Source organism: Litoribrevibacter euphylliae (genome assembly GCF_042646085.1).
Taxonomy (GTDB): Bacteria; Pseudomonadota; Gammaproteobacteria; order Pseudomonadales; family Litoribrevibacteraceae; genus Litoribrevibacter; species Litoribrevibacter euphylliae.
The window spans coordinates 1-18,196 of record NZ_JBHRSZ010000009.1; the positions used below are offsets into that span (position 1 = coordinate 1).

The 18,196-nt window shown below is 42.9% G+C and carries 22 protein-coding genes; 2 read left to right on the forward strand and 20 right to left on the reverse strand.

The window, feature by feature from the left end:
- Positions 1-497: 497 nt before the first annotated feature.
- From ACFOEK_RS19135 to ACFOEK_RS19205, 15 genes are all read right to left on the reverse strand, one after another.
- Entirely contained in the window at positions 498-695 is a 198-nt protein-coding gene (locus ACFOEK_RS19135) for a hypothetical protein (protein WP_386723088.1), read from the reverse strand.
- A 149-nt stretch (positions 696-844) separates the two neighbouring features.
- Positions 845-1,264, reverse strand: a complete 420-nt coding sequence (locus ACFOEK_RS19140; RefSeq protein WP_386723089.1) for a VOC family protein — start codon at positions 1,262-1,264, stop codon at positions 845-847.
- Between the two features lie 71 nt (positions 1,265-1,335).
- Positions 1,336-1,755 carry a helix-turn-helix domain-containing protein gene (locus tag ACFOEK_RS19145; RefSeq protein WP_386723090.1) on the reverse strand — a complete coding sequence of 140 codons (420 nt, stop codon included), beginning with the start codon at positions 1,753-1,755 and terminating at the stop codon, positions 1,336-1,338.
- 523 nt (positions 1,756-2,278) lie between these two features.
- Entirely contained in the window at positions 2,279-3,982 is a 1,704-nt protein-coding gene (locus tag ACFOEK_RS19150) for a protein adenylyltransferase SelO (RefSeq protein ID WP_386723091.1), read from the reverse strand.
- Positions 3,983-4,311: 329 nt separating this feature from the next.
- Entirely contained in the window at positions 4,312-4,740 is a 429-nt protein-coding gene (locus ACFOEK_RS19155) for a hypothetical protein (protein WP_386723092.1), read from the reverse strand.
- Positions 4,741-4,799: 59 nt separating this feature from the next.
- On the reverse strand, positions 4,800-5,498 hold the full coding sequence (locus ACFOEK_RS19160; RefSeq protein ID WP_386723093.1) for a hypothetical protein: 699 nt from the start codon (positions 5,496-5,498) through the stop codon (positions 4,800-4,802).
- A 693-nt stretch (positions 5,499-6,191) separates the two neighbouring features.
- Positions 6,192-6,575 carry a hypothetical protein gene (locus ACFOEK_RS19165; RefSeq protein WP_386723094.1) on the reverse strand — a complete coding sequence of 128 codons (384 nt, stop codon included), beginning with the start codon at positions 6,573-6,575 and terminating at the stop codon, positions 6,192-6,194.
- Between the two features lie 22 nt (positions 6,576-6,597).
- The gene (locus tag ACFOEK_RS19170; protein WP_386723095.1) at positions 6,598-6,882 is read right to left on the reverse strand and encodes a hypothetical protein; all 285 of its coding nucleotides are present in this window, start codon (positions 6,880-6,882) and stop codon (positions 6,598-6,600) included.
- Between the two features lie 725 nt (positions 6,883-7,607).
- On the reverse strand, positions 7,608-8,063 hold the full coding sequence (locus ACFOEK_RS19175) for a hypothetical protein (RefSeq protein ID WP_386723096.1): 456 nt from the start codon (positions 8,061-8,063) through the stop codon (positions 7,608-7,610).
- Positions 8,064-8,070: 7 nt separating this feature from the next.
- A complete protein-coding gene (locus tag ACFOEK_RS19180) occupies positions 8,071-8,388 on the reverse strand; it encodes a hypothetical protein (protein WP_386723097.1) in 318 nt (105 codons plus the stop codon).
- A gap of 19 nt (positions 8,389-8,407) precedes the next feature.
- Entirely contained in the window at positions 8,408-9,415 is a 1,008-nt protein-coding gene (locus ACFOEK_RS19185) for a hypothetical protein (RefSeq protein ID WP_386723098.1), read from the reverse strand.
- A 67-nt stretch (positions 9,416-9,482) separates the two neighbouring features.
- Positions 9,483-11,171: a hypothetical protein gene (locus tag ACFOEK_RS19190; RefSeq protein WP_386723099.1), complete on the reverse strand. Its 1,689-nt coding sequence runs from the start codon at positions 11,169-11,171 to the stop codon at positions 9,483-9,485.
- Between the two features lie 111 nt (positions 11,172-11,282).
- Complete coding sequence (locus ACFOEK_RS19195; RefSeq protein ID WP_386723100.1) at positions 11,283-11,699, reverse strand: GIY-YIG nuclease family protein; 417 nt, start codon at positions 11,697-11,699, stop codon at positions 11,283-11,285.
- Between the two features lie 362 nt (positions 11,700-12,061).
- Entirely contained in the window at positions 12,062-12,709 is a 648-nt protein-coding gene (locus ACFOEK_RS19200) for a class I SAM-dependent methyltransferase (RefSeq protein ID WP_386723101.1), read from the reverse strand.
- Positions 12,710-12,857: 148 nt separating this feature from the next.
- A complete protein-coding gene (locus ACFOEK_RS19205) occupies positions 12,858-13,592 on the reverse strand; it encodes an AraC family transcriptional regulator (RefSeq protein ID WP_386723102.1) in 735 nt (244 codons plus the stop codon).
- Positions 13,593-13,778: 186 nt separating this feature from the next.
- Between ACFOEK_RS19205 and ACFOEK_RS19210 the strand changes: the two genes are divergently transcribed.
- Both ACFOEK_RS19210 and ACFOEK_RS19215 read left to right on the forward strand, forming a co-directional pair.
- Positions 13,779-14,723 carry a carbon-nitrogen hydrolase family protein gene (locus tag ACFOEK_RS19210; RefSeq protein ID WP_386723103.1) on the forward strand — a complete coding sequence of 315 codons (945 nt, stop codon included), beginning with the start codon at positions 13,779-13,781 and terminating at the stop codon, positions 14,721-14,723.
- A 73-nt stretch (positions 14,724-14,796) separates the two neighbouring features.
- On the forward strand, positions 14,797-15,246 hold the full coding sequence (locus tag ACFOEK_RS19215; protein ID WP_386723104.1) for a hypothetical protein: 450 nt from the start codon (positions 14,797-14,799) through the stop codon (positions 15,244-15,246).
- Positions 15,247-15,277: 31 nt separating this feature from the next.
- Here the strand turns inward: ACFOEK_RS19215 and ACFOEK_RS19220 are convergent, their stop codons facing one another.
- The 5 genes from ACFOEK_RS19220 to ACFOEK_RS19240 form a co-directional block, all read right to left on the reverse strand.
- Positions 15,278-15,979: an MOSC domain-containing protein gene (locus ACFOEK_RS19220; protein WP_386723105.1), complete on the reverse strand. Its 702-nt coding sequence runs from the start codon at positions 15,977-15,979 to the stop codon at positions 15,278-15,280.
- Between the two features lie 185 nt (positions 15,980-16,164).
- Positions 16,165-16,377, reverse strand: coding sequence for a DUF1289 domain-containing protein (locus tag ACFOEK_RS19225; RefSeq protein WP_386723106.1), 213 nt, complete (start codon positions 16,375-16,377; stop codon positions 16,165-16,167).
- 109 nt (positions 16,378-16,486) lie between these two features.
- Entirely contained in the window at positions 16,487-16,804 is a 318-nt protein-coding gene (locus tag ACFOEK_RS19230) for a cupin domain-containing protein (RefSeq protein ID WP_386723107.1), read from the reverse strand.
- Between the two features lie 16 nt (positions 16,805-16,820).
- Positions 16,821-17,585 carry a fructosamine kinase family protein gene (locus tag ACFOEK_RS19235; protein ID WP_386723108.1) on the reverse strand — a complete coding sequence of 255 codons (765 nt, stop codon included), beginning with the start codon at positions 17,583-17,585 and terminating at the stop codon, positions 16,821-16,823.
- 12 nt (positions 17,586-17,597) lie between these two features.
- Positions 17,598-18,194: a glutathione S-transferase family protein gene (locus ACFOEK_RS19240; RefSeq protein ID WP_386723109.1), complete on the reverse strand. Its 597-nt coding sequence runs from the start codon at positions 18,192-18,194 to the stop codon at positions 17,598-17,600.
- Positions 18,195-18,196 lie beyond the last annotated feature (2 nt).

Sequence of the window (18,196 nt, forward strand, 5' to 3'; positions counted from 1 at the left end):
TTATCTCCTATGGAATAGCCAGAATGGCTATAGATAAGTGTGAGTTATGAGTGGAGTTTGAGTGAGGAAATCGGACTAGAAAGCTGCCGCGAAGCGGCTTAGTTCAACAGTTAATTCTACGACACGATGTCGCATATCCATTCTCGTATTTTACGTACTATTATTCATGGAAACTCACACGAATCAATGAGATAACAAACAGCAGTTCAAAAATAAAAAAGCAAAAGCGAACACGGTACGCTTTTGCCTTTTTAAATTCCTATTACTTTCAGTGAGTTACAAACTATATTCTGGATATGCGTACGCAGTACATATATCACGAGTTGATTTTTAAGCATCCCATGACCTTCCCCAATGATTGTAAAAATCCATTGATGAAAATTCTGAGCCAGGAATCAGGACATTTCTTCTATCAAACCCACAAAACAAAAATTCCAGCCGAAGCTGGGATCTATGCAGTTATCTTTTACGTAGACTTCTAGCTCGATCTTTCTCTGCTACTTCACACCCAATACCGAGATATAGCAGTTAATGCCCAGATAACGGAAGTGACGAGCGTCGGTGATATCCAAGCCACGTTCTTTCATCAGTTCCGGGGAGTTGTAGATTTCATGTACGGCGTTGTCGGAGGCGAAATATAGGATGATCGCCGCGGATGTACCAAGAGCCTTTTTGGATCGTTTGATTAATGACATTACCTTTCGGGAAGGCGGATCATAGAGGACAGGACAGCCAGTTTCAGCATGATTGTAATTGGAAAAAATTGATCAGTTCTAGAGGGGCTCTACAGCCCGAACGCTGGCCAGCAGGGGAACTGCTTGTGAAGTCCTGCTGGCTTTATTTGTTATATATTATTTTTACGTTGAACCAAACTAAACCAGTTACCAGAGTTGTCTATGCCCATAGCTTCGACGCCATAAAGCTGTTCTGTGGGTGGCTGGTTAAATTCCACGCCTTTAGCCACAAGCTCTTCGTACGTTTTTTGACAATTTTCAGTTTCGAAAACGCCCGCTCCAAATGCACCTTCTTTGATTAAACTTCGGATTTTCTCGGCGGAATCTTTAGTGAACATTGGCCCCTCTTTTGGCTCTGCCAATACCAACTGAAGTTGTGGATTAGATTTTGGATATACAGTTAGCCATCGAAAATCTCCTTCCACTTTCATGTCATCACCAACCTCGAAACCGAGCTTGTTTTTGTAAAACTCAAGAGCTTCGTCCTGATTCAGTACGTATATTGTTGAATGTGCTATGGATGTGATCATTTGTATATTCCCTTTTGTTAATTCATCTCTATCTTATAGAAATAATCAAGATGAGATTTCTCCAATATTGCTCAATTGGCCAATTTCCCCAAAAAATGATAGGCAAAGCATGCCGGTATAGCCTGCGAGGGAAAACGGTATGGTTCACAAGACAAAGCCCAAAGCTTACGACGATATAAAGTAGGAGCGACACCAACTTGCTTTAAAAACAATGAAGAAAAGCTACCAAGACTTGTGTAACCCACTTTCTCACATATTTCTGAGACACTAAAATTTTCCGTGATAAGCATTTTCTTAGCTTTTTCAACTCTAAGGCGAATCAAGAATTCGTTAGGTGTTTCTCCATAAGTATCCTTGAAAACGCGCAAAAAATGATATGGAGACATATACGAGCTCTTTGCTATATCGGATAGGCTCAGCGGTGCTTGAAAATTATCAGCAATGTAATCCCTGCCTGCATTCAATCTTTCAAATTTATAGTTCGTAGTCATAAAACATCCTTTTAGATCCACGTAAAATATAGCCGCCTTTAGCATAGGCGCGTGCGGTTTGCGCGTCTCATGCCTAAACTTGTTAACACTGAATTACGCCCGTGCAGGGTATACATGATAGCGATTAGTGTCAGTCTGCTCGATGATTACACAATCACCGGCTTTAAGCTCATGTACTTTGAAAAACTCTTTAACCCATGAGCGCTTACGAAATATTTTTTTATCACCCGCAATATCAGTGAGAACAGGCTGTTCAATACCGCTATGAACTTCAAGTAGTGTCCCTGCCTGTGCTTCTGTGTTTGAACCACCAATCGAGCTCTCAGGAAAGAACTCGATGACCGACGATAAGTACAGATGATTGTTATTGATATTTCCCTGGGTAAGTTCGATTTTTACGTACTACATGTTACTTCCTGTAGAGTGTTGTCACCGAATTCTACGTCCCAAAGACGCAGATCAGTTTTCCTGTTTTTCGAACCATTCTCTAATTTATTCACTATTAAAACAACGGTATGATTACTCAAGAAGAGCAACTATAGTGCGTCACTCCTCCGGCCTGGAAGAACGCTTGAGGCCTTAAACAGTAGTATTTTGCTTCTACTTCTGGTGATTGCTCATCATAGGGGTTGGTCAGTACCTCTTGTAATTCCTGAACCAGTGAGTAATCGCCTTTCATTGCTTGTTGATAAGCAGGGACAACAAGCCATTCTCGCCATGTGTATTTTGGATTAACACGTTTCATCATTTGTGAAAGCGTTTCAGCATCCTGATTCTCTAGCGCAAGCATCCTCCAGTGTTTCAACCATTCTCCCCACTGTGCGTTTAATTCATTACTTGGCTCAGCATAAAAACTCTTGCTGAGAGCCGATACATCGACCGGAATATGAGAGAGTTCACGGAAGAAAATGGTGTAATCAACGGAAGTGTCGATCATGAGTTTTAGCAGCTGACGGAACAAATCAGCGTCAAAGGATTCTAGCCCGAGCTTGGCGGCCCACATAGCTTCCATCTTCTCTTGCATCACATCTGCAACCCCTAAACGTATTGCTTCAAGCTCTGCTAACGCGTTAGGGACTGATGTCAGTAACGGCTTTAACGCCGTACAAAACATACCAAAATTGATTTCAGCTGCAGCGGGCTGATTTAAAAACGAGAAGTGTCGCCCTCCTCCCGTCCAAGGCTGATAAAACGGTTCAAAGTGTTCACAAAAACCGAACGGCCCATAATCCAGGGTAAATCCCCCCACAGCACAGTTGTCACTGTTGAAGTTACCTTGGCAATAACCGACGCGTAGCCAGTGGGTAATCAGCGAAGTTAAGCGTTCACGGAATGCATTCGCCAAAGCGAGCAGTTTATCTGGCATTGAAAGATCATCACTGATCTCATATTTGTATTCACGCTCAATCACATGTGAAACGATCATCTCTAATTCTTCCAAAGCGTTAGAGTGCTCATTGCTTCTCGCTCGGCGACCAAAGAGTTCAATCTGGCCCACACGTAAAAACGAAGGCGCTACACGGGTCGTAATCGCAACCGGATTAGAAACACGAATATCGGGGTCGAGAGAGTAAGAGCCTTCTGAATACCAAGGTCGATCTACCGTCTCGGTTTGTGAAGCAAACAAGCAAAGCGATCGCGTGGTCGGAATCCCCAATTCATGCATGTGTTCTTGTGCGAGAAATTCCCGAATGCTTGATCGCAATACCGCTCGGCCATCAGCACCTCGACAATACGGCGTTTGCCCTCCTCCTTTTAACTGCATCTCCCATCGCTGCCCTTTCATAACCGCTTCAACGACGGATATGGCCCGACCATCACCGTAACCATTCCCCGTTTGAAAGGGGCATTGCTGTCTATACTCTGTGCCGTAAATCGAAAGCGCATACCCTGTCGCCCAACCGAGCTGGCTCATCGGTTCAGGCACTTGAGAGGTATCACCAGAGAATAATCGTCGGAAGTCTTCAGTATGTGCGAGTTGCTCATCAAACCCCAGCTCGTCAAATAACGTTTTGCTATGAGCTACGTACTCAGGCTCAGCAATAGCCGTAGGTTTCACTGGCACATAATGCCCCGAGCGCACTTGCCTTGGTGCGTAATCCTCACCATTCTTCGTCGCATCAGGGTCACACCTAAGGTTATTCATCAACGAATAGTCGACTAACCTGGCAAGGTCATCAAGGCACGTCACTTTAGCGGGAATTTCATTGGTCTGGCGATGAGTCATGGTAGTGATGAACCTGTATATGCAAAAAGAGAGGTGTTAGACAACCCGTCTATCATAAGTATAGCTAGGTAGGTTAGGGAGAAATATATTGAATCAAATCAAACTTGAACCGATTTCAAGCGTAACTCAACCATAGCTCTAAACTCGTTAACTAATTGAATGACGCCTTCATCAGACAGTAGGCGTGCGCCAAAGGATACTGTTTTTAGTTAGGGCGATCAGTAGCAAGTTCAGTAAGGGAGTCTTTTTCCGAGTCGTCAATATCTTGAAGGCTAATTCCTAGTTCGTGATTACCTTCACCACCTATGAAAACTGGTAAAGCCGTTATATTAACTGCCAGTACTGGCCGATGAGTTGATATCATCAATCCACGGCAGACGACAAAATTCAGCAAACTGTCGCGCCGTGATGACGGCATCGCCCTGATGCTTAGCGTTGCTGATCGTAATCTGCTGACCCTCACGGGTAACTAGCACAACCGAATAAGGTCGGGTTGAAGCCCCGGTGCTAACCACCCGAAAACCGCGTGCACCGGCGAGGCTGTAACGACGCTTAAAAATCGGCATCAGTGCCGTTGCTTTCAGTTCAATGATTTGCTCGGCCAGATCGATTCGCACACGAAAGCTACCAAAAACAGCATGCCAGCCGAGGGCTGTAATGATACCCACGACCCAAAACGGCAGGCTTCTTTCGCCACCGGCAAAATAAATATTTAACAAACCGACCAGTAAAATAATGGCGCCGAATGACTTCAACAAAAGCTTAACCAGCGCCGACGACTGATAACTCGCACGCTGCGATGAGTGTTGTTTAAAAATCATAACGACCTAACCCAGGGTAGCACCGCGGCTACAAACGAAAACACCAACACAGGAATAAGCAGCATTAACTTATCCCGCAGTGACCACAGTGGCACAATATCATCCGATAACGGCAGCTCAGCATCACCCGGCGCTTCGTGATCCGCATGTAAGCCTTTATCACTGGCTGGGAACCAGGGCGTTTTGTTCGGCCAGTTGCTGATTTGCTCCAGCGTATTGACGTTAAATTGTTGCTTCAAAAAAGTCATTAGTGCTTCAGCATCGCTGGCCAGTTCAAACTGCAGCACCTGCCCCAACACCTCAATACGCCGCCCGTCTTTGTTTCCGGTCCGGGTCATCACTACCTCTGTGTGTTCAATGTCCTGCTGTTGGACAACCTTCGCTGAGCGCCATAGCCAGCTCTCCTGACGCAAAACAACGCACTGGTGCGGATCAACCACAATACGATTGGAATGGCTGAATAAAATAAAAGCGCCGAGCACCATCACGATTAAGAAGATCAAGTGAAACAATTCGCCACTGAACAGCACCAGGCACAGCATAAACATAGTGATAGCCGACAAAAACATTGCCAATAGTCTGATGATAATCGCTTTGTTGGTATTGAAGCTGATGGCAGCGTTCGCATCCAGGCGAACGACCCTTTTGACCGGCTCTGGCAGTTGCTGATAACCGCTGTTGATTGATGTTTCCATACACTGTATTCGCTACTTATTACGTCAGATTCTAGCGTGAGGTTTGCCAGTTTAATCGGCTGCGGCATGGGAGGCCAGAGGTATTATCTTATGCCGGAGATTTACGCTTCACCGACGCATAAAGCGAACCAGTGATCTTCCCCCGATAAAATGGTCATCGCCATTTTTATCCTAGGCTTTGCACAAACCCTATAGCCTTAATTTCTGTAATTAGGTTTGCGCTGTTTTCTAACTGCTCCTCAAAGCTGGAGTCTTTATGTGAAGTAAACAGCTTTCAAACAGTATCCCGTTTACCTCCAGCAGCCTGATCGAAGATCATTTCCAAAGCCTGAGAAATACTCTCAAAACTAAAGTCACTTTCACTATAAATACAAAATACAGAATTAGCTGATTCGCTCATAATCATTTACGTTGGTGTTCCAGTATTTGGAATCGTCAATTGGAACATTGAGAAAGCAAAAAACTATAAAAATAATAGCTCCAAAACCAATTACATAATCTTTAGGTTTCATTCCTGGATTTTTAACACCACAATTTGGCAGTTGTTGATACTCATGGTTACATTCCTTACACGCTACGAGTACCACTTAACTCTCCTTAATTTTCTAACGTTTTTGTTTAGCTGCGCCCATGGAGCACTGCGTAATGAGCATCCAGTGCAGGGGAAGGCTCTGAATGGACTACAACAGCAGGTTATGTGCCGTGTGTATTGGAGTCATACTGAACACGCTGATACCCACCGAACAGCGAAATACTGAAAAAATCATTGGTATTACCTGACTCAGGTAAAAGACTCTCAGTTCTATTGCCATTTTCAAACTGAGAGTACCAATGCAGCGAAGAACAACCTGCAAAACCGCACTCCCCTCCACACACCGGACTATAGGCCGCACCAGTGAAAGGTGTGTTTTCGCCCTTGGTAAAAGCAATCCCATTTCTATAATTTAAGACTTGATCAGCATCCACTGCGCCCGCCAATACGTAGCGGCAATAGCCCAACTCCAGTAGGGGAACCGCAGATATGATAGCGACCAGAATAAAGCTCAGTTTTAGCAAAAATAGTGGTTTCTTTTTCATGATAACCCTGGTCATATAGATGTTATGAGTTGATTGCACGATATTTAACCACTATGTCTTTAGCTGACCAGTTTCTCTGTATATAGATACCAAGACTCACATGCAAAAGATGCCACCACAGATTACCGCTAGGCTTATCCATAGTAGAGCCCATAAGCATATGATGAATAGCAATACTACTAGCCATAATTGATATTTTTGAATACGGATCAGATTTGTTGATACCGAGGTAGTCGTGTAATACCGCTGCAACCAACCAGTCATATACCCAATACGGCGTGATCTGCGAATACCTTACTTGATCCACTTTGGGTTCATGTTCTCTCCAGAAAGCAGAAATCTCTTGATTGGAAATATTTGCTCCAACTATTGGCTCAGGATATATGTTCAGTAAAGATAAGGATTCGTTATAAACGTAGAGAGGCAACCCAATAAAGAAAGCCAAAAACAGAGAACAAATCGTGAGTACTATCTTCCCTCTAAAACTCATAGCGTTTCAATAAATGGCGCCAGCAGTGGCGTCCAGTGAAGGCCGTCTTTTGTCCTTAGCCTGAACGAATTTCATTGGCTTGTTAAATCGGAGTTAGCCAAAACAAAGCGGTTGTACCTCATTGCATAATTCACTGTCCGTTCATATGCCACTTTATGACGCTCATTTCTTATAACACATGAATTACCCAAAAACTTAATTGCATTTGCTCGTTCACAGAATGAGGACTCCTCTTTACTTCTCATCCCTGTAAACATACGTGAATTTGTCTTAATACTATAACAATTAATATAACCTTTACTTAAATCACGCTTAGCATCAACTTCGGGGTTTAATAAATCTTTACCTATCAACTGGAGCTCCAAAAAATAATAAGGATGATCCTCTAAGTATTGCTCTGTGAAGAGATATCCAAAAATAAGTAAACAAATAATTAGTGTATATTTCATCAAATTAGAATTTAGCGCTTAGGGTAAGCGGCGAGTGCTCGTCGCGAGTCCAAGACGCGGGAGCTTTCCCCGCGGCTGAGCTTGACCCTTTTGTTAAATTTTATGGTTTTGATAGAACTCACGATACTTGCCTAACAAATATTTTCTTTTTTCGTTTTGAGGTGGGTTAACCTTAAAGTAACGATCAACGACATTCGGACTAGTTAATACATTTGAGATTTCATATTTATGAACAAATTTATAAATTGGATTGTAGGGAATCGCACCTCTAGGTTGTTCTTTTAGCTTTTCATTCAGTTCTACATAAAACTCAATGTCGGTCCAAAGCATATTTTCCACTACGGTTTGATAACCTTTTTGATAGTAGTCGGCATGTTTGCCACTTTGGGAGTCTTTGTAGATTAACAGTGCAGAGGCCCAAGTATTTGCTGAACCTTCAGTTATTTTTCTAGCAGTTTGAGTTCCAGCATCCTGAGCTCCAAACCAATAGCCAGAGCAAAAAAATATTAATAATGGTAGTAGTGTTCGGAGATATTTAATCATGGTCATATAGATGTTATACGGTGGCCGCACAGACTTTAACCTGATTTGATTTAAAGCTAAATGCTACCGTTGTTAAATGCAGATAGTAACTGTTATTTGACTCTGAAAGCTCTAGAACCAAGTCCGTAAAGTTGTCTTTTCCTAGTTGATCTTCATCATCAAGAATCTCTTGATAGAAATCGGAGACATTGGAGAAAACCAATTTGTTTCCTGGCCTCCAATCTTCCGGGCCCAAGTTAAAACTTACTTCTAAACGTAACGATTCTGAATCAAAATTCACAAAGTCTACATGTTCCGTGATCTGGGATTTGAGACTCTCTAGCTTATCCATACTCTCTCAAACCAACGCCTCAATCAGCCGACGCTTCAGCGGTCGGCTGAATTGACTTGTTAGCCGCTGGCTCTACCAAGTAAAAGGTAAACCCCTGCCAAGGAAGTATTCCACCATTAACTCTGTAGATTTTCTGCATATCACTTTTGGAAATTAATTTTGGTTTCGTTGACATCGTGGGGCTAATATCAAAACAATAATCCTTTGGGAAATTGACAATAACATCAGCACCAATTACAGGAACTTTAGTAGCTTGTGAATCAACTATATTGCCTTCATACCGACGGATAAATACTGTTTTGTATACCACATGACTTTCCGGCGGAATTTTTACTGAGTACTCTACTGTGGTATGCGAACCATTTTCATTAACAACCACATTCTTGTTATTGCCCTTATCCTTAGGATCGAAGTGTACAAGTACCTTATCGGAAACATCTCTACACTCAGCCTCCTCTATCTTATATTCATTACCCCCGAGCGTATCAAGTTCCAATTTAATGGGATCAACGGCGTCTTTTTGACTTAGATTATGCAACTCATAGCGGGTAGTCATTCTACATTCAATTTCTCCGGTGGCTTCATCTAAAGTGAAGTCATATATCCACTTTGCTTCTTTCCGGACAATATTGCTTTCAATAATTTCCTGTTTAATTATTTTGAATATTTCCTCAGGGATTATGGTTTTGAAAAGGCTGTCAAAAACATTAACGTTGATAGCGTTATTGAGTTTTTTCAACTCCTCTTCTTTTTCATCTTGTTGTGCCTTTTGTAGTCGATTTGCAACAAAAACGGTAATAAATACAGCAGCAGCCAAACCATAAAGGAAATTTATTAAAAGGTTTGAAAATTTTTGCCACAACGGAAAGTCCACCTCCAATGTGGTTGTAGGCTTTCCTGTGTTATCAAGAATGGTTTTTGTACCAAGCTCCACCGGTACACTAGATGAATAAAGATCCATTACGAAAGCAACTGATGCAATAGCTATCACAAGAAGCAAGTAGAAGTATAATTTTTTATCTTTCAATTGTGATTCCTTTATAAATTCGAGGGCAACATACACGGCTAACGCGTGCAGCAACTTGTTAGCCGGATTATTTGATCGACCAATCTAAACCAATAAAGTCCACGATTATACTTTCAGATTTACCTTCGTCGTACCGACTCGCTAAACCTGCGAGTCTATACTGCAATTGATTGGAAATTGGGCAAGTAACGTACACCGTATTAATATAACGATTGTCATAACCTGCCAGGTAGCTTCCTGTGCCAATCAATAATGAAAGAGAACTGTCTTTATCCTGAAACGTATTGAGTATAAAGTTACTTTCATCAAATGAATTACGAGATGATATTGTACTGACGACCATATTTCGAATATCTTCTTCTCGCCAGTCAGGTCGTAACTCTAATATGCATTCTAGCAGTAGATTCGCTGAATCGAGATCTCTAACAATAATAATAGCCTTTCCGTACACCACTTCCTTCCGCAACTCAAAATGCTGAATAATTTCTAGAGCACAAGTCTTTAAAAAAGGTAGACTTCTATGTATATAATCGAAACCACCACTTAGTTCGTGTATCTCCTTATCGATCTGTCTATAAGAATCAACTTGATCTAATGGAAATTCGATTTTTTCAATCTTAATAGGTTTAAGCACACTATCCAGTATTGCTTGCTGAAGATCATACATACCTACGACGTCACCATAAACCTCAACGGCTTTAGATGAAAGGACATTGGTGAACAATATACAAGCACCAATAGAAGAAAAAGAAAGCAATTTCTCTGTTCCGGGAAGCAAGTTATAACCAATGAAGAGGGTATATTTATCGGCTAAATCATTAGGGTCAACTTTTTGAATTGTCGTTATTATGACATTAGATAAATTTGAATTTAGCAACTCAATTAATTCACCTTTGCTGCTAGGAACCATCGGGCAAATATTACTATTCTCCGCAATGGTTTTAAGCAACTGGCTCTCTAAAATTTTTCTGTCAACTAGAATAACAACAGAGTAATCTTTAAGCGCACCCAGCTCTCTTATTTCTTTCAGATACATAAGTAGGGAAACACTCAAACCACTACCCATTGCTTGAACCACTACCCCAGCTTTACCATTACCCTTTGGGGGTAAAGCTTGTTTAGTAGCAGCTATAGCACTCTCCACAATATTACTTCTAACAAACTCTAAATACTTCTGTATCGGCTGAGCCAGTTTCATAATTTCAGGGATAACCACTTGCTTGAAATTGTGATCATTTATCTCTCTTGCCAATACAGACAATAATGGGTTAAGAAGATCGGACAATAAACTTGAAACTTCTATCACGTCCAACTCTAGAGAGAAATGGACAATTTTGTTTCTATACCGAGTCAAACGATCAATCTTCGATCTTAATACCCCACCTTCTTCAAGCTCACTGATTGACAAGGTTATTGCTGCGCGTTCGATTAAGCTTCTAAAACCTACTGACATAACCTTTTCATCATGGTCAAATAGTTCCAGAACACCCGCATTTTTCATTCCGCGCTTCTTTCTAAGAATTCCGAGCCTTTCAACCGCTTTATTTACATCCTGGAATACCAAGAACTCATTTGTTTGAACTAATAGCTGTTTTAAAACCAGTTCTATACCGTGATGGACCCAAATAACGGCTTCTTTTAAAAGCCAAGCATCTTCGCTTTCTTCCCACTGTGTCCACATTTCAAAACCTCTTTTTAATGAATGAGATCCATTATCCAGAAGTCCGATTTTTAAATTTTCAGATTGCTTTGACATGATGATAAATTTTCGGGCGGCTAACGCTACCAGCACGCGCGGCTTTGTAGTGGAGGCGAAGCCGCAACGAAAAAGCCGTCGCTGTACCTGGCCTTGTTATGTGTTTTTTGGCTAGTCAAGAGACAGGTTTCCCTGATCAAGGTAAAGTTGATAGAGCTTACGTATATCAACCGACATGAACTCAAGATTCATGTAGCTAAACCCCTCTTCTATGATTTCAATCAGTGTATCGAGATAAACACAGCTTAAGTCATAATCCCTCGACTCATACTCGTCAAAGTGCTCTGACGGAGCAATTTCAAAAAATTCACGCCTGTCATTAATTCTATGTCCACGAAGGCATTCATGAGCAGCTTTTTCGGCCAGCCTCATATCTCGAACCCACCATATTTGGTAGATATTTAGAGGGAGCGGGGTACTCGTGTTATACAACTGCTTCACACGTTTAAATGGATTAATGCTAAACCCGACCTTTATTACGTTGTTATTCATCGGATCTCTTAATATATAAACATACCCTTCTTTCATTCACGAGACTCCAATATCACATAACAGCGAATTCTGCGTCCCTATGGACGCAGATCAGTTTTTCCAATTTTGCGAACCATTCTCCGACGTATTCACTATTAAAACAACAGCTTAACACGCAATCATTTGGTCTATTTTCCCAAAATGCGTCTATTGCGTTTGATTTAAGTATTCCCAAAAAGCGTCAAAAAACCAAAAGCCCTGTTTAATTTCAATAAGTTATAATCAAGCTAGGCCAAAATGCGACTCCAAGTCGGTGATCAGGACGTTTCTCCTATCCCCCCAAAACAAAAAATCCCAGCCGAAGCTGGGATCTATGCAGTTATCTTTTACGTAGACTTCTAGGTCGGATTATTTCTCTGCTACTTCACACCCAACACTGAGGTATAGCAGTTCATGCCCAGATAACGGAAGTGGCGAGCATCGGTGATATCCAAGCCACGCTCTTTCATTAGTTCCGGGTAGTTGTAGATTTCATGAACGGCATTGTCGGAGGCGAAGTAGAAGATGATCGCCGCGATGTACCAGTAGCCTTTTTGGATGGTTCGGCTGATGACATTGCCTTTCGGGAAGGCGAAGTCCCCTACTACAAACTTGCCACCTTGTTTGGTCAGTTTGATCAGGTGATCCATGAAGTTGAGCATGGTGTCTTTGTAGAAGACGTTAAGGAAGAAGTTAGCTATGACCATGTCGTATTTGTCGTATTCTTCAAACTTCAAGATATCAGCATGTACGACGTTTACTTTGAGATCTTTCGGGTGTTTATCAAAAGCTTTCTGAAGTTTTTCAAGCATGGTTTTGGAAAGATCAACCACCGTCACTTCTGCGCCTATTTCTGCTGCGCGAATGGCGTCTTTACCGTGCCCGGCACCTGCAATTAAGACTTTATCGCCGGGTTTAACATGCTCTTCGCAAAGCATTGCTCGTTTGCAGTTATGAATCGATTCACCACCATAAATGGTGCTTAGAAAATCGTACAAAGGCCCTATGTATTTATACTTGTCTGCCATGGCATCTCTTTCATTTTTGTTGTTTTTATCATGTTCAATCGCGGACTGATCTTATCCCATCCCGCTTGAGAAGAATTAGGCTATAAAAACTGTAGAACAAAGACAACCCATCCAAAGGATGAATATGCACAACATGGGAATAAATAAACTATTTGGAGATGACGAATTCGTCTAAGTCCGTTAACACTTTAGATGGAGTGATACCAAACACCTTTCGGTAACTGTTGCTGAGATGAGAGGCATCCGAGAAGCCGGAGTTCAGCGCAGAATCCGTGAGGCTTTCTGTTGCATGGTAGTCGTGCATAAACAACGACAGCTTTGACCATAATTTATAGTGCCGAAACGGAATCCCCACGCTTTGTTTGAATAAATGATTCAATCGGGAGTTGGACACCCCTATCATGTCGGCCACATCGGTTTGAGAAGACTCAAGGTACATTGAATCCTGCATCATGGATAAACAATGGATAATCCGTGAATCCACATCAACACTTGGAAATTCCAACGGCTTGCAAAGTAACGATGGCAAATCTGCAGCCAACAGTCTGCGTTCAATCCGCTGGTTAAAGTAAGTCGCTTTCACGACGTCAAATGCCGCTGATGCGTCATCCAGAAAGGTATGCTTTAAGGCTCGCCCCAAAGGTGAAGAGAGCTCAAAATACAACGTCGCGAGGTGCTCACTCTGGCAATCCACCGTATGTTCAACATTGGCATCAATCAAAGCACTTCGGCAGGTCATCACTGGTTCACCTGAGATCTGAACACGAAATGGCCCTGACATGCCAATCAGCAGCACCAAAGCCCCATGACGATGCTTGGACGCAAACCCAAAGTCGCCCATAAAAACCGCGTGCTCTGGTCGAATGTGAAGAATTTTATTCATACAAGGTAATCCATACGATGGTTAACTCGAACTAAGTGAATATATAAAGTACGAGTAGCCTAATCTTACAAGATTGACGGTCGCCCGGCTTGATAGACTTCCCTGCGCTTAACATCATCTCTAACTCATAAGCACAACACGTCTAATGAATAAGAACAACGTGTCTAACTGATAAGAAGAATACCCATGCCGACACCTCAAACTCTTAGAGTTGCCGCCGTGCAACTTGATACAGACATAGGCAATGTACCACGAAACCTTGAGCGGTGCCGACAGCTGGTTTTGCAGGCACATGATCAAGGTGCCAAGTGGATTGCCCTCCCCGAGTTTTTTAATACCGGCTTCTGTTGGAAGCCAGAACTAGAACAAACCATTGAAGAGCCCAATGGCCAAAGCGTCCGTTTCCTTCAAATCTTGTCGGAGGAACTGTCCATCGTCATTGGCGGTTCTTTGCTATGTCGAGTGTCAAAAGACAGCGTTCGGAACCGTTATTTCTGTTTCAGCCGTGGTCGCTTGATCGGCGTGCATGACAAAGATCTGCCCACCATGTGGGAAAGCACACTCTATGAAGGCGGTGATGCCTCAGACACCGGAGAGTTAGGACGTGTAGATGAGATCCGAGTCGGCAGCGCCGTGTGTTGGGAGTTTATGAGAACGGCCACGTCAAACCGACTCAAAGGCAAGATTGATCTACTCATGGGCGGTTCGAACTGGTGGAGTATTCCTAATAATTGGCCCCGTTGGTTAACCTCTGGAATGGAAAACGCAAACAGGCAAAACAGCATTCAATGCGTCCAAGACACCGCACGACTCATCGGAGTCCCGATACTTCATGCGGCCCACTGCAACAGCTTTGAATGCCCAATGCCAGGTTTACCATTACGCTATCAAGGCAAGATGGAAGGCAACACGGCAATCATTGATGCAAACGGTGAGATTCTGGCGTTACGAACAGCGGAAGAAGGCGAAGGTTTTGTAGTTACGGATATAACACTGGGATCAGTTACCGCTTCAGAACCTACACCAACCCGTTACTGGTTAAGAAAACGAGGATTAATTCCTGCGTTTTCCTGGCATTATCACGGCCTATTGGGTCGACGTTATTATCACAAATATATAAAAAGAACCTAAAAAGCACCTTAAACAAATTCATTAAAAGCACTTATTCAAAAAGTACGTAAAACAGTAAAAGGAAGCACATTGAATGGTTGAATCGAATCTACCCAGCGTTAGTTTTTCTGAAATATCCAACACCTGGATTTTATTCACGGCAGCGTTGATTCTGGTTATTTCTTTGGTGGAGGCCTGGATTGCCACTTTGATCTACTACGGCGGTGTTAAGTCGCTCAAGAAGGTGTTCAAAGCACCACAACATTTGATTCGTTCGCACGTGGATTACACCATCATGACGGCGCTGTTAGGTGTGGCCTATTTCAGTATTGTGCACTTACAGCTGGATATTCCTAAAGCCATCATCGGTTTGTTGTGCTTTGGGGCTATCTATAACCCGTTTGGTTTCTTACTGAAATCCATCAACCCAAAAGCCGGTCAAAGCGACACCCTGGTTGGGAAAATCATTGTCTGCGCCGCCTTCCTACCAACCACCATTGGCTTTGGCTACGTGATGATTGCGGTGATGGCGGCTCTTGTTTAGAGAATGTTTAGACAATATCAACCGGCAACGTCTATGAGTTAAGCGGCCCTTCAAGTCGCTTACTCGAATCCTCGACCTCTCGCTTTGCCAGACGTTTCTCAAAGGTTCGACGCCAATTTTCAGGGATAATTTCCAACGGTGCTAAGGCCTCTAGTTCATCAAAGTTCAGGGTATCTCGGTGGAGTACATTAAAAATCCGATCAAGATTGGCTTCTGGGCATGGGCGTTCCAACAAGGTTAGGCTATCCCCTGCTTTAACAACACCGTCTTCCAATACGCGATAGTACCAACCGATGACACCGAGCGACTGCACTGTCTTGGCCATCGTTTTCTCACCGAACTTATGATTCAGCTTCCAACACGGCTGACGCCCTTGAGATAGTTGAACTTTGGCCGAACCTAATTGAAAAATATCGCCCAGACACACTTCTTTTTCAGTGATGCCTACCGATGATAAGTTCTCACCAAAGCTACCTGCATTAAATTCAATATGCGGGAATGTCTCCTGAAGTTTTTGATAATGTTCTGCTGGGTAATAATGAATGGCTTTCTCCACGCCGCCGTGAACACGTAAATCCGCCTGTTCATCCCCTTCCAATCCTAATGAATGGACCTTAACAGCGCCTAAAACCAAAGTTTTATTAATGGCACTGGTTTGTTCTTTAGGGCCAAAGGCACGAACCTTACCGACAAAAACGTGAGAGATGGTGGTTGATAACGATTGCTTGTCCATAAGTGAAGCGTCCTTTCTGAAGCCCGAGGGAATTTCTGAATAAAGTAACGAGTGTTACGTCAGAGAAGGCATTATCCAAAAAGTTCCTAGAGAAAAAAGACACAATTCTTAGCTATTTGATCGGTACAGAAGGTGGGCCTGTATTTCTCAGACCATGAACTTCTCGACCAATAGCTCTACACAGATCATTGCTTTGATGCCCAAGGATAAGGCTTATGATGCAAACGTCGTTCAGACGCCCTTGCTAGAATCTCTTGCTTTCGTTGTTCAGAAGCACCCGACCATTCAAGAATTTCTTCGTAAGTTCGAAAGCAACCGATACAAACGTCTTGTCCATCCAAACAACAGTTTCGAACGCAAGGCGATGGAATAGATAACTCAGCATGGCCGCTTTTCATAAAGCATTACTTCTTGTGAGTTGTGTAAGGAAGACTTCGCTCTACTTTAAAGATAGTTGAATCAGCACCAATCTCGATAAACCACGTGCGAGAAACGGATCACAGTCATTTAATCTCGATAAAAAACGGCCAACCAAATGGTGATTTGATCTGGATCGGTCCAACTGACCTTATGTTTTGTATGAGCTGGAATATTGAGATAATCACCCGCTTTAAGGGTTTGAGTGCTTCCATCTTCAAACTCTAACGTTCCAGCCCCTTGTAGCACCATCACCCACTCATGTTCTTCTTGATCATACCAACCTTGATCTGGCGAGCTGTGCCCTTTCGAGATTATGCGTTCAATACGAACATCGTTATGCTTAATGAGATCCTCGAAAACTTCTGAGCTAAGATCGTTCGGAATGTTCTGAAACATGTTCTTCATATGTGTTTTTGCTCGCTTATCGAAAGGTCGATTCCAGCCATTCAAACCCATGACGGCAATCACTCAAATACGAACCACCAAAGAGATTGTAATGATTGAGATAGTGATAGAGGTTGTAGATGATCTTCTTTGAGGCGTACGCTTTTGATCTTGGGTATTCAGCGTCATAGGCCCGGTAAAAATCAGCAGTAAAGCCGCCGAATAATTCCGTCATCGCCAGATCCACCTCCCGATCCGCTACGTAAGCCGCTGGGTCGATCAGCCAACAATCCGTTTGATCAAACAAAGCATTGCCTGACCATAAGTCGCCATGAACCAAACTAGGGTGAGCACAATGCTCATTCAGAAATGCAATCAACGGTTCTTTAACTTGTTCCAGAGTCGACTGAAACGCATCCCGAATTGGAGCCTTGTGGATTAATGAAACCTGATAACCCAAACGTTGGTCGACAAAGAATTGCCCCCAGTTATCCGTGACTTCATTCTTCTGAGGGTTTAATCCAATGTAATTGTCGTACGCCAAACCAAAAGCCATTTGTTCAACTTTGTGGAGCTTAGCCAGCCCTCGACCGAACTGGGCCATTTGAGAAGGAGAAGCCGTGGACGAAAGAATGCATTCAATAGTTAATGTCTGTTCATTAACACTTTGAACTTCAGGTACTTTTAGCTCCTGAATGCCAGAAGAAACCAGCGTTGATCGCAGAAGTTCTAGCCCCCGAGCTTCGATAATCAAGGCATTCTTAAAACCACTGGTGTTTTCCTTTGTGAAACAGGCTGTCATGAGAAAGCAGCCCTATGCCATCCCGACATAGTCTGGCAATTGTTGAATACGTTTAATCCAGGCTTCAATGGCCGGGTATTGCGATAAATCGAAGCCACCCTCATCTGCCACATGGGTATAGCCGTAAAGAGACACATCCGCCGTGGTCATGGAATCGCCAACTACAAACGGAGTCGAAGATAACTGTTTCTCCATCACTTGCAGCGCTTTATGACCCCCTTCCTGTTTGCTCTCATAATCGGCTTTGCGATCTTCAGGCATACCGAGATATTTATTAATAAAACGTGCTACGGCAATGAAAGGCTCGTGACTGTATTGTTCGAAGAATTGCCACTCCTGCACCTTGGCTTTCTGAAAAAGATCATCCGGCATGAAGTCAGTGCCTTCCGCCAGATAATTGAGAATGGCATTGGATTCGGAAAGACAACGGCCATCGTCCAATTCCAACAAAGGAATCTTACCGTTCGGGTTTTTCGCCAGAAACTCTGCAGTTTGGGTTTCACCCGCCAGAATATCAACCGACACCCATTCATAGTTAAGCCCTAGTAGCTCAACCAGTAATTTAATTTTGTAGCAATTGCCCGACTGGATATCTCCGTAAATCTTCATCA

Excerpts from the sequence above, each read along its gene's own strand:
- ACFOEK_RS19135 (WP_386723088.1), bottom strand. The coding sequence starts at position 695 with ATGTCATTAATCAAACGATCCAAAAAGGCTCTTGGTACATCCGCGGCG.
- ACFOEK_RS19210 (WP_386723103.1), top strand. The coding sequence starts at position 13,779 with ATGCCGACACCTCAAACTCTTAGAGTTGCCGCCGTGCAACTTGATACA.
- ACFOEK_RS19140 (WP_386723089.1), bottom strand. The coding sequence starts at position 1,264 with ATGATCACATCCATAGCACATTCAACAATATACGTACTGAATCAGGAC.
- ACFOEK_RS19220 (WP_386723105.1), bottom strand. The coding sequence starts at position 15,979 with ATGGACAAGCAATCGTTATCAACCACCATCTCTCACGTTTTTGTCGGT.
- ACFOEK_RS19190 (WP_386723099.1), bottom strand. The coding sequence starts at position 11,171 with ATGTCAAAGCAATCTGAAAATTTAAAAATCGGACTTCTGGATAATGGA.
- ACFOEK_RS19160 (WP_386723093.1), bottom strand. The coding sequence starts at position 5,498 with ATGGAAACATCAATCAACAGCGGTTATCAGCAACTGCCAGAGCCGGTC.
- ACFOEK_RS19235 (WP_386723108.1), bottom strand. The coding sequence starts at position 17,585 with ATGACAGCCTGTTTCACAAAGGAAAACACCAGTGGTTTTAAGAATGCC.
- ACFOEK_RS19175 (WP_386723096.1), bottom strand. The coding sequence starts at position 8,063 with ATGACCATGATTAAATATCTCCGAACACTACTACCATTATTAATATTT.
- ACFOEK_RS19240 (WP_386723109.1), bottom strand. The coding sequence starts at position 18,194 with ATGAAGATTTACGGAGATATCCAGTCGGGCAATTGCTACAAAATTAAA.
- ACFOEK_RS19225 (WP_386723106.1), bottom strand. The coding sequence starts at position 16,377 with ATGAAAAGCGGCCATGCTGAGTTATCTATTCCATCGCCTTGCGTTCGA.
- ACFOEK_RS19215 (WP_386723104.1), top strand. The coding sequence starts at position 14,797 with ATGGTTGAATCGAATCTACCCAGCGTTAGTTTTTCTGAAATATCCAAC.
- ACFOEK_RS19180 (WP_386723097.1), bottom strand. The coding sequence starts at position 8,388 with ATGGATAAGCTAGAGAGTCTCAAATCCCAGATCACGGAACATGTAGAC.
- ACFOEK_RS19200 (WP_386723101.1), bottom strand. The coding sequence starts at position 12,709 with ATGGCAGACAAGTATAAATACATAGGGCCTTTGTACGATTTTCTAAGC.
- ACFOEK_RS19195 (WP_386723100.1), bottom strand. The coding sequence starts at position 11,699 with ATGAAAGAAGGGTATGTTTATATATTAAGAGATCCGATGAATAACAAC.
- ACFOEK_RS19150 (WP_386723091.1), bottom strand. The coding sequence starts at position 3,982 with ATGACTCATCGCCAGACCAATGAAATTCCCGCTAAAGTGACGTGCCTT.
- ACFOEK_RS19230 (WP_386723107.1), bottom strand. The coding sequence starts at position 16,804 with ATGAAGAACATGTTTCAGAACATTCCGAACGATCTTAGCTCAGAAGTT.
- ACFOEK_RS19165 (WP_386723094.1), bottom strand. The coding sequence starts at position 6,575 with ATGAAAAAGAAACCACTATTTTTGCTAAAACTGAGCTTTATTCTGGTC.
- ACFOEK_RS19205 (WP_386723102.1), bottom strand. The coding sequence starts at position 13,592 with ATGAATAAAATTCTTCACATTCGACCAGAGCACGCGGTTTTTATGGGC.
- ACFOEK_RS19145 (WP_386723090.1), bottom strand. The coding sequence starts at position 1,755 with ATGACTACGAACTATAAATTTGAAAGATTGAATGCAGGCAGGGATTAC.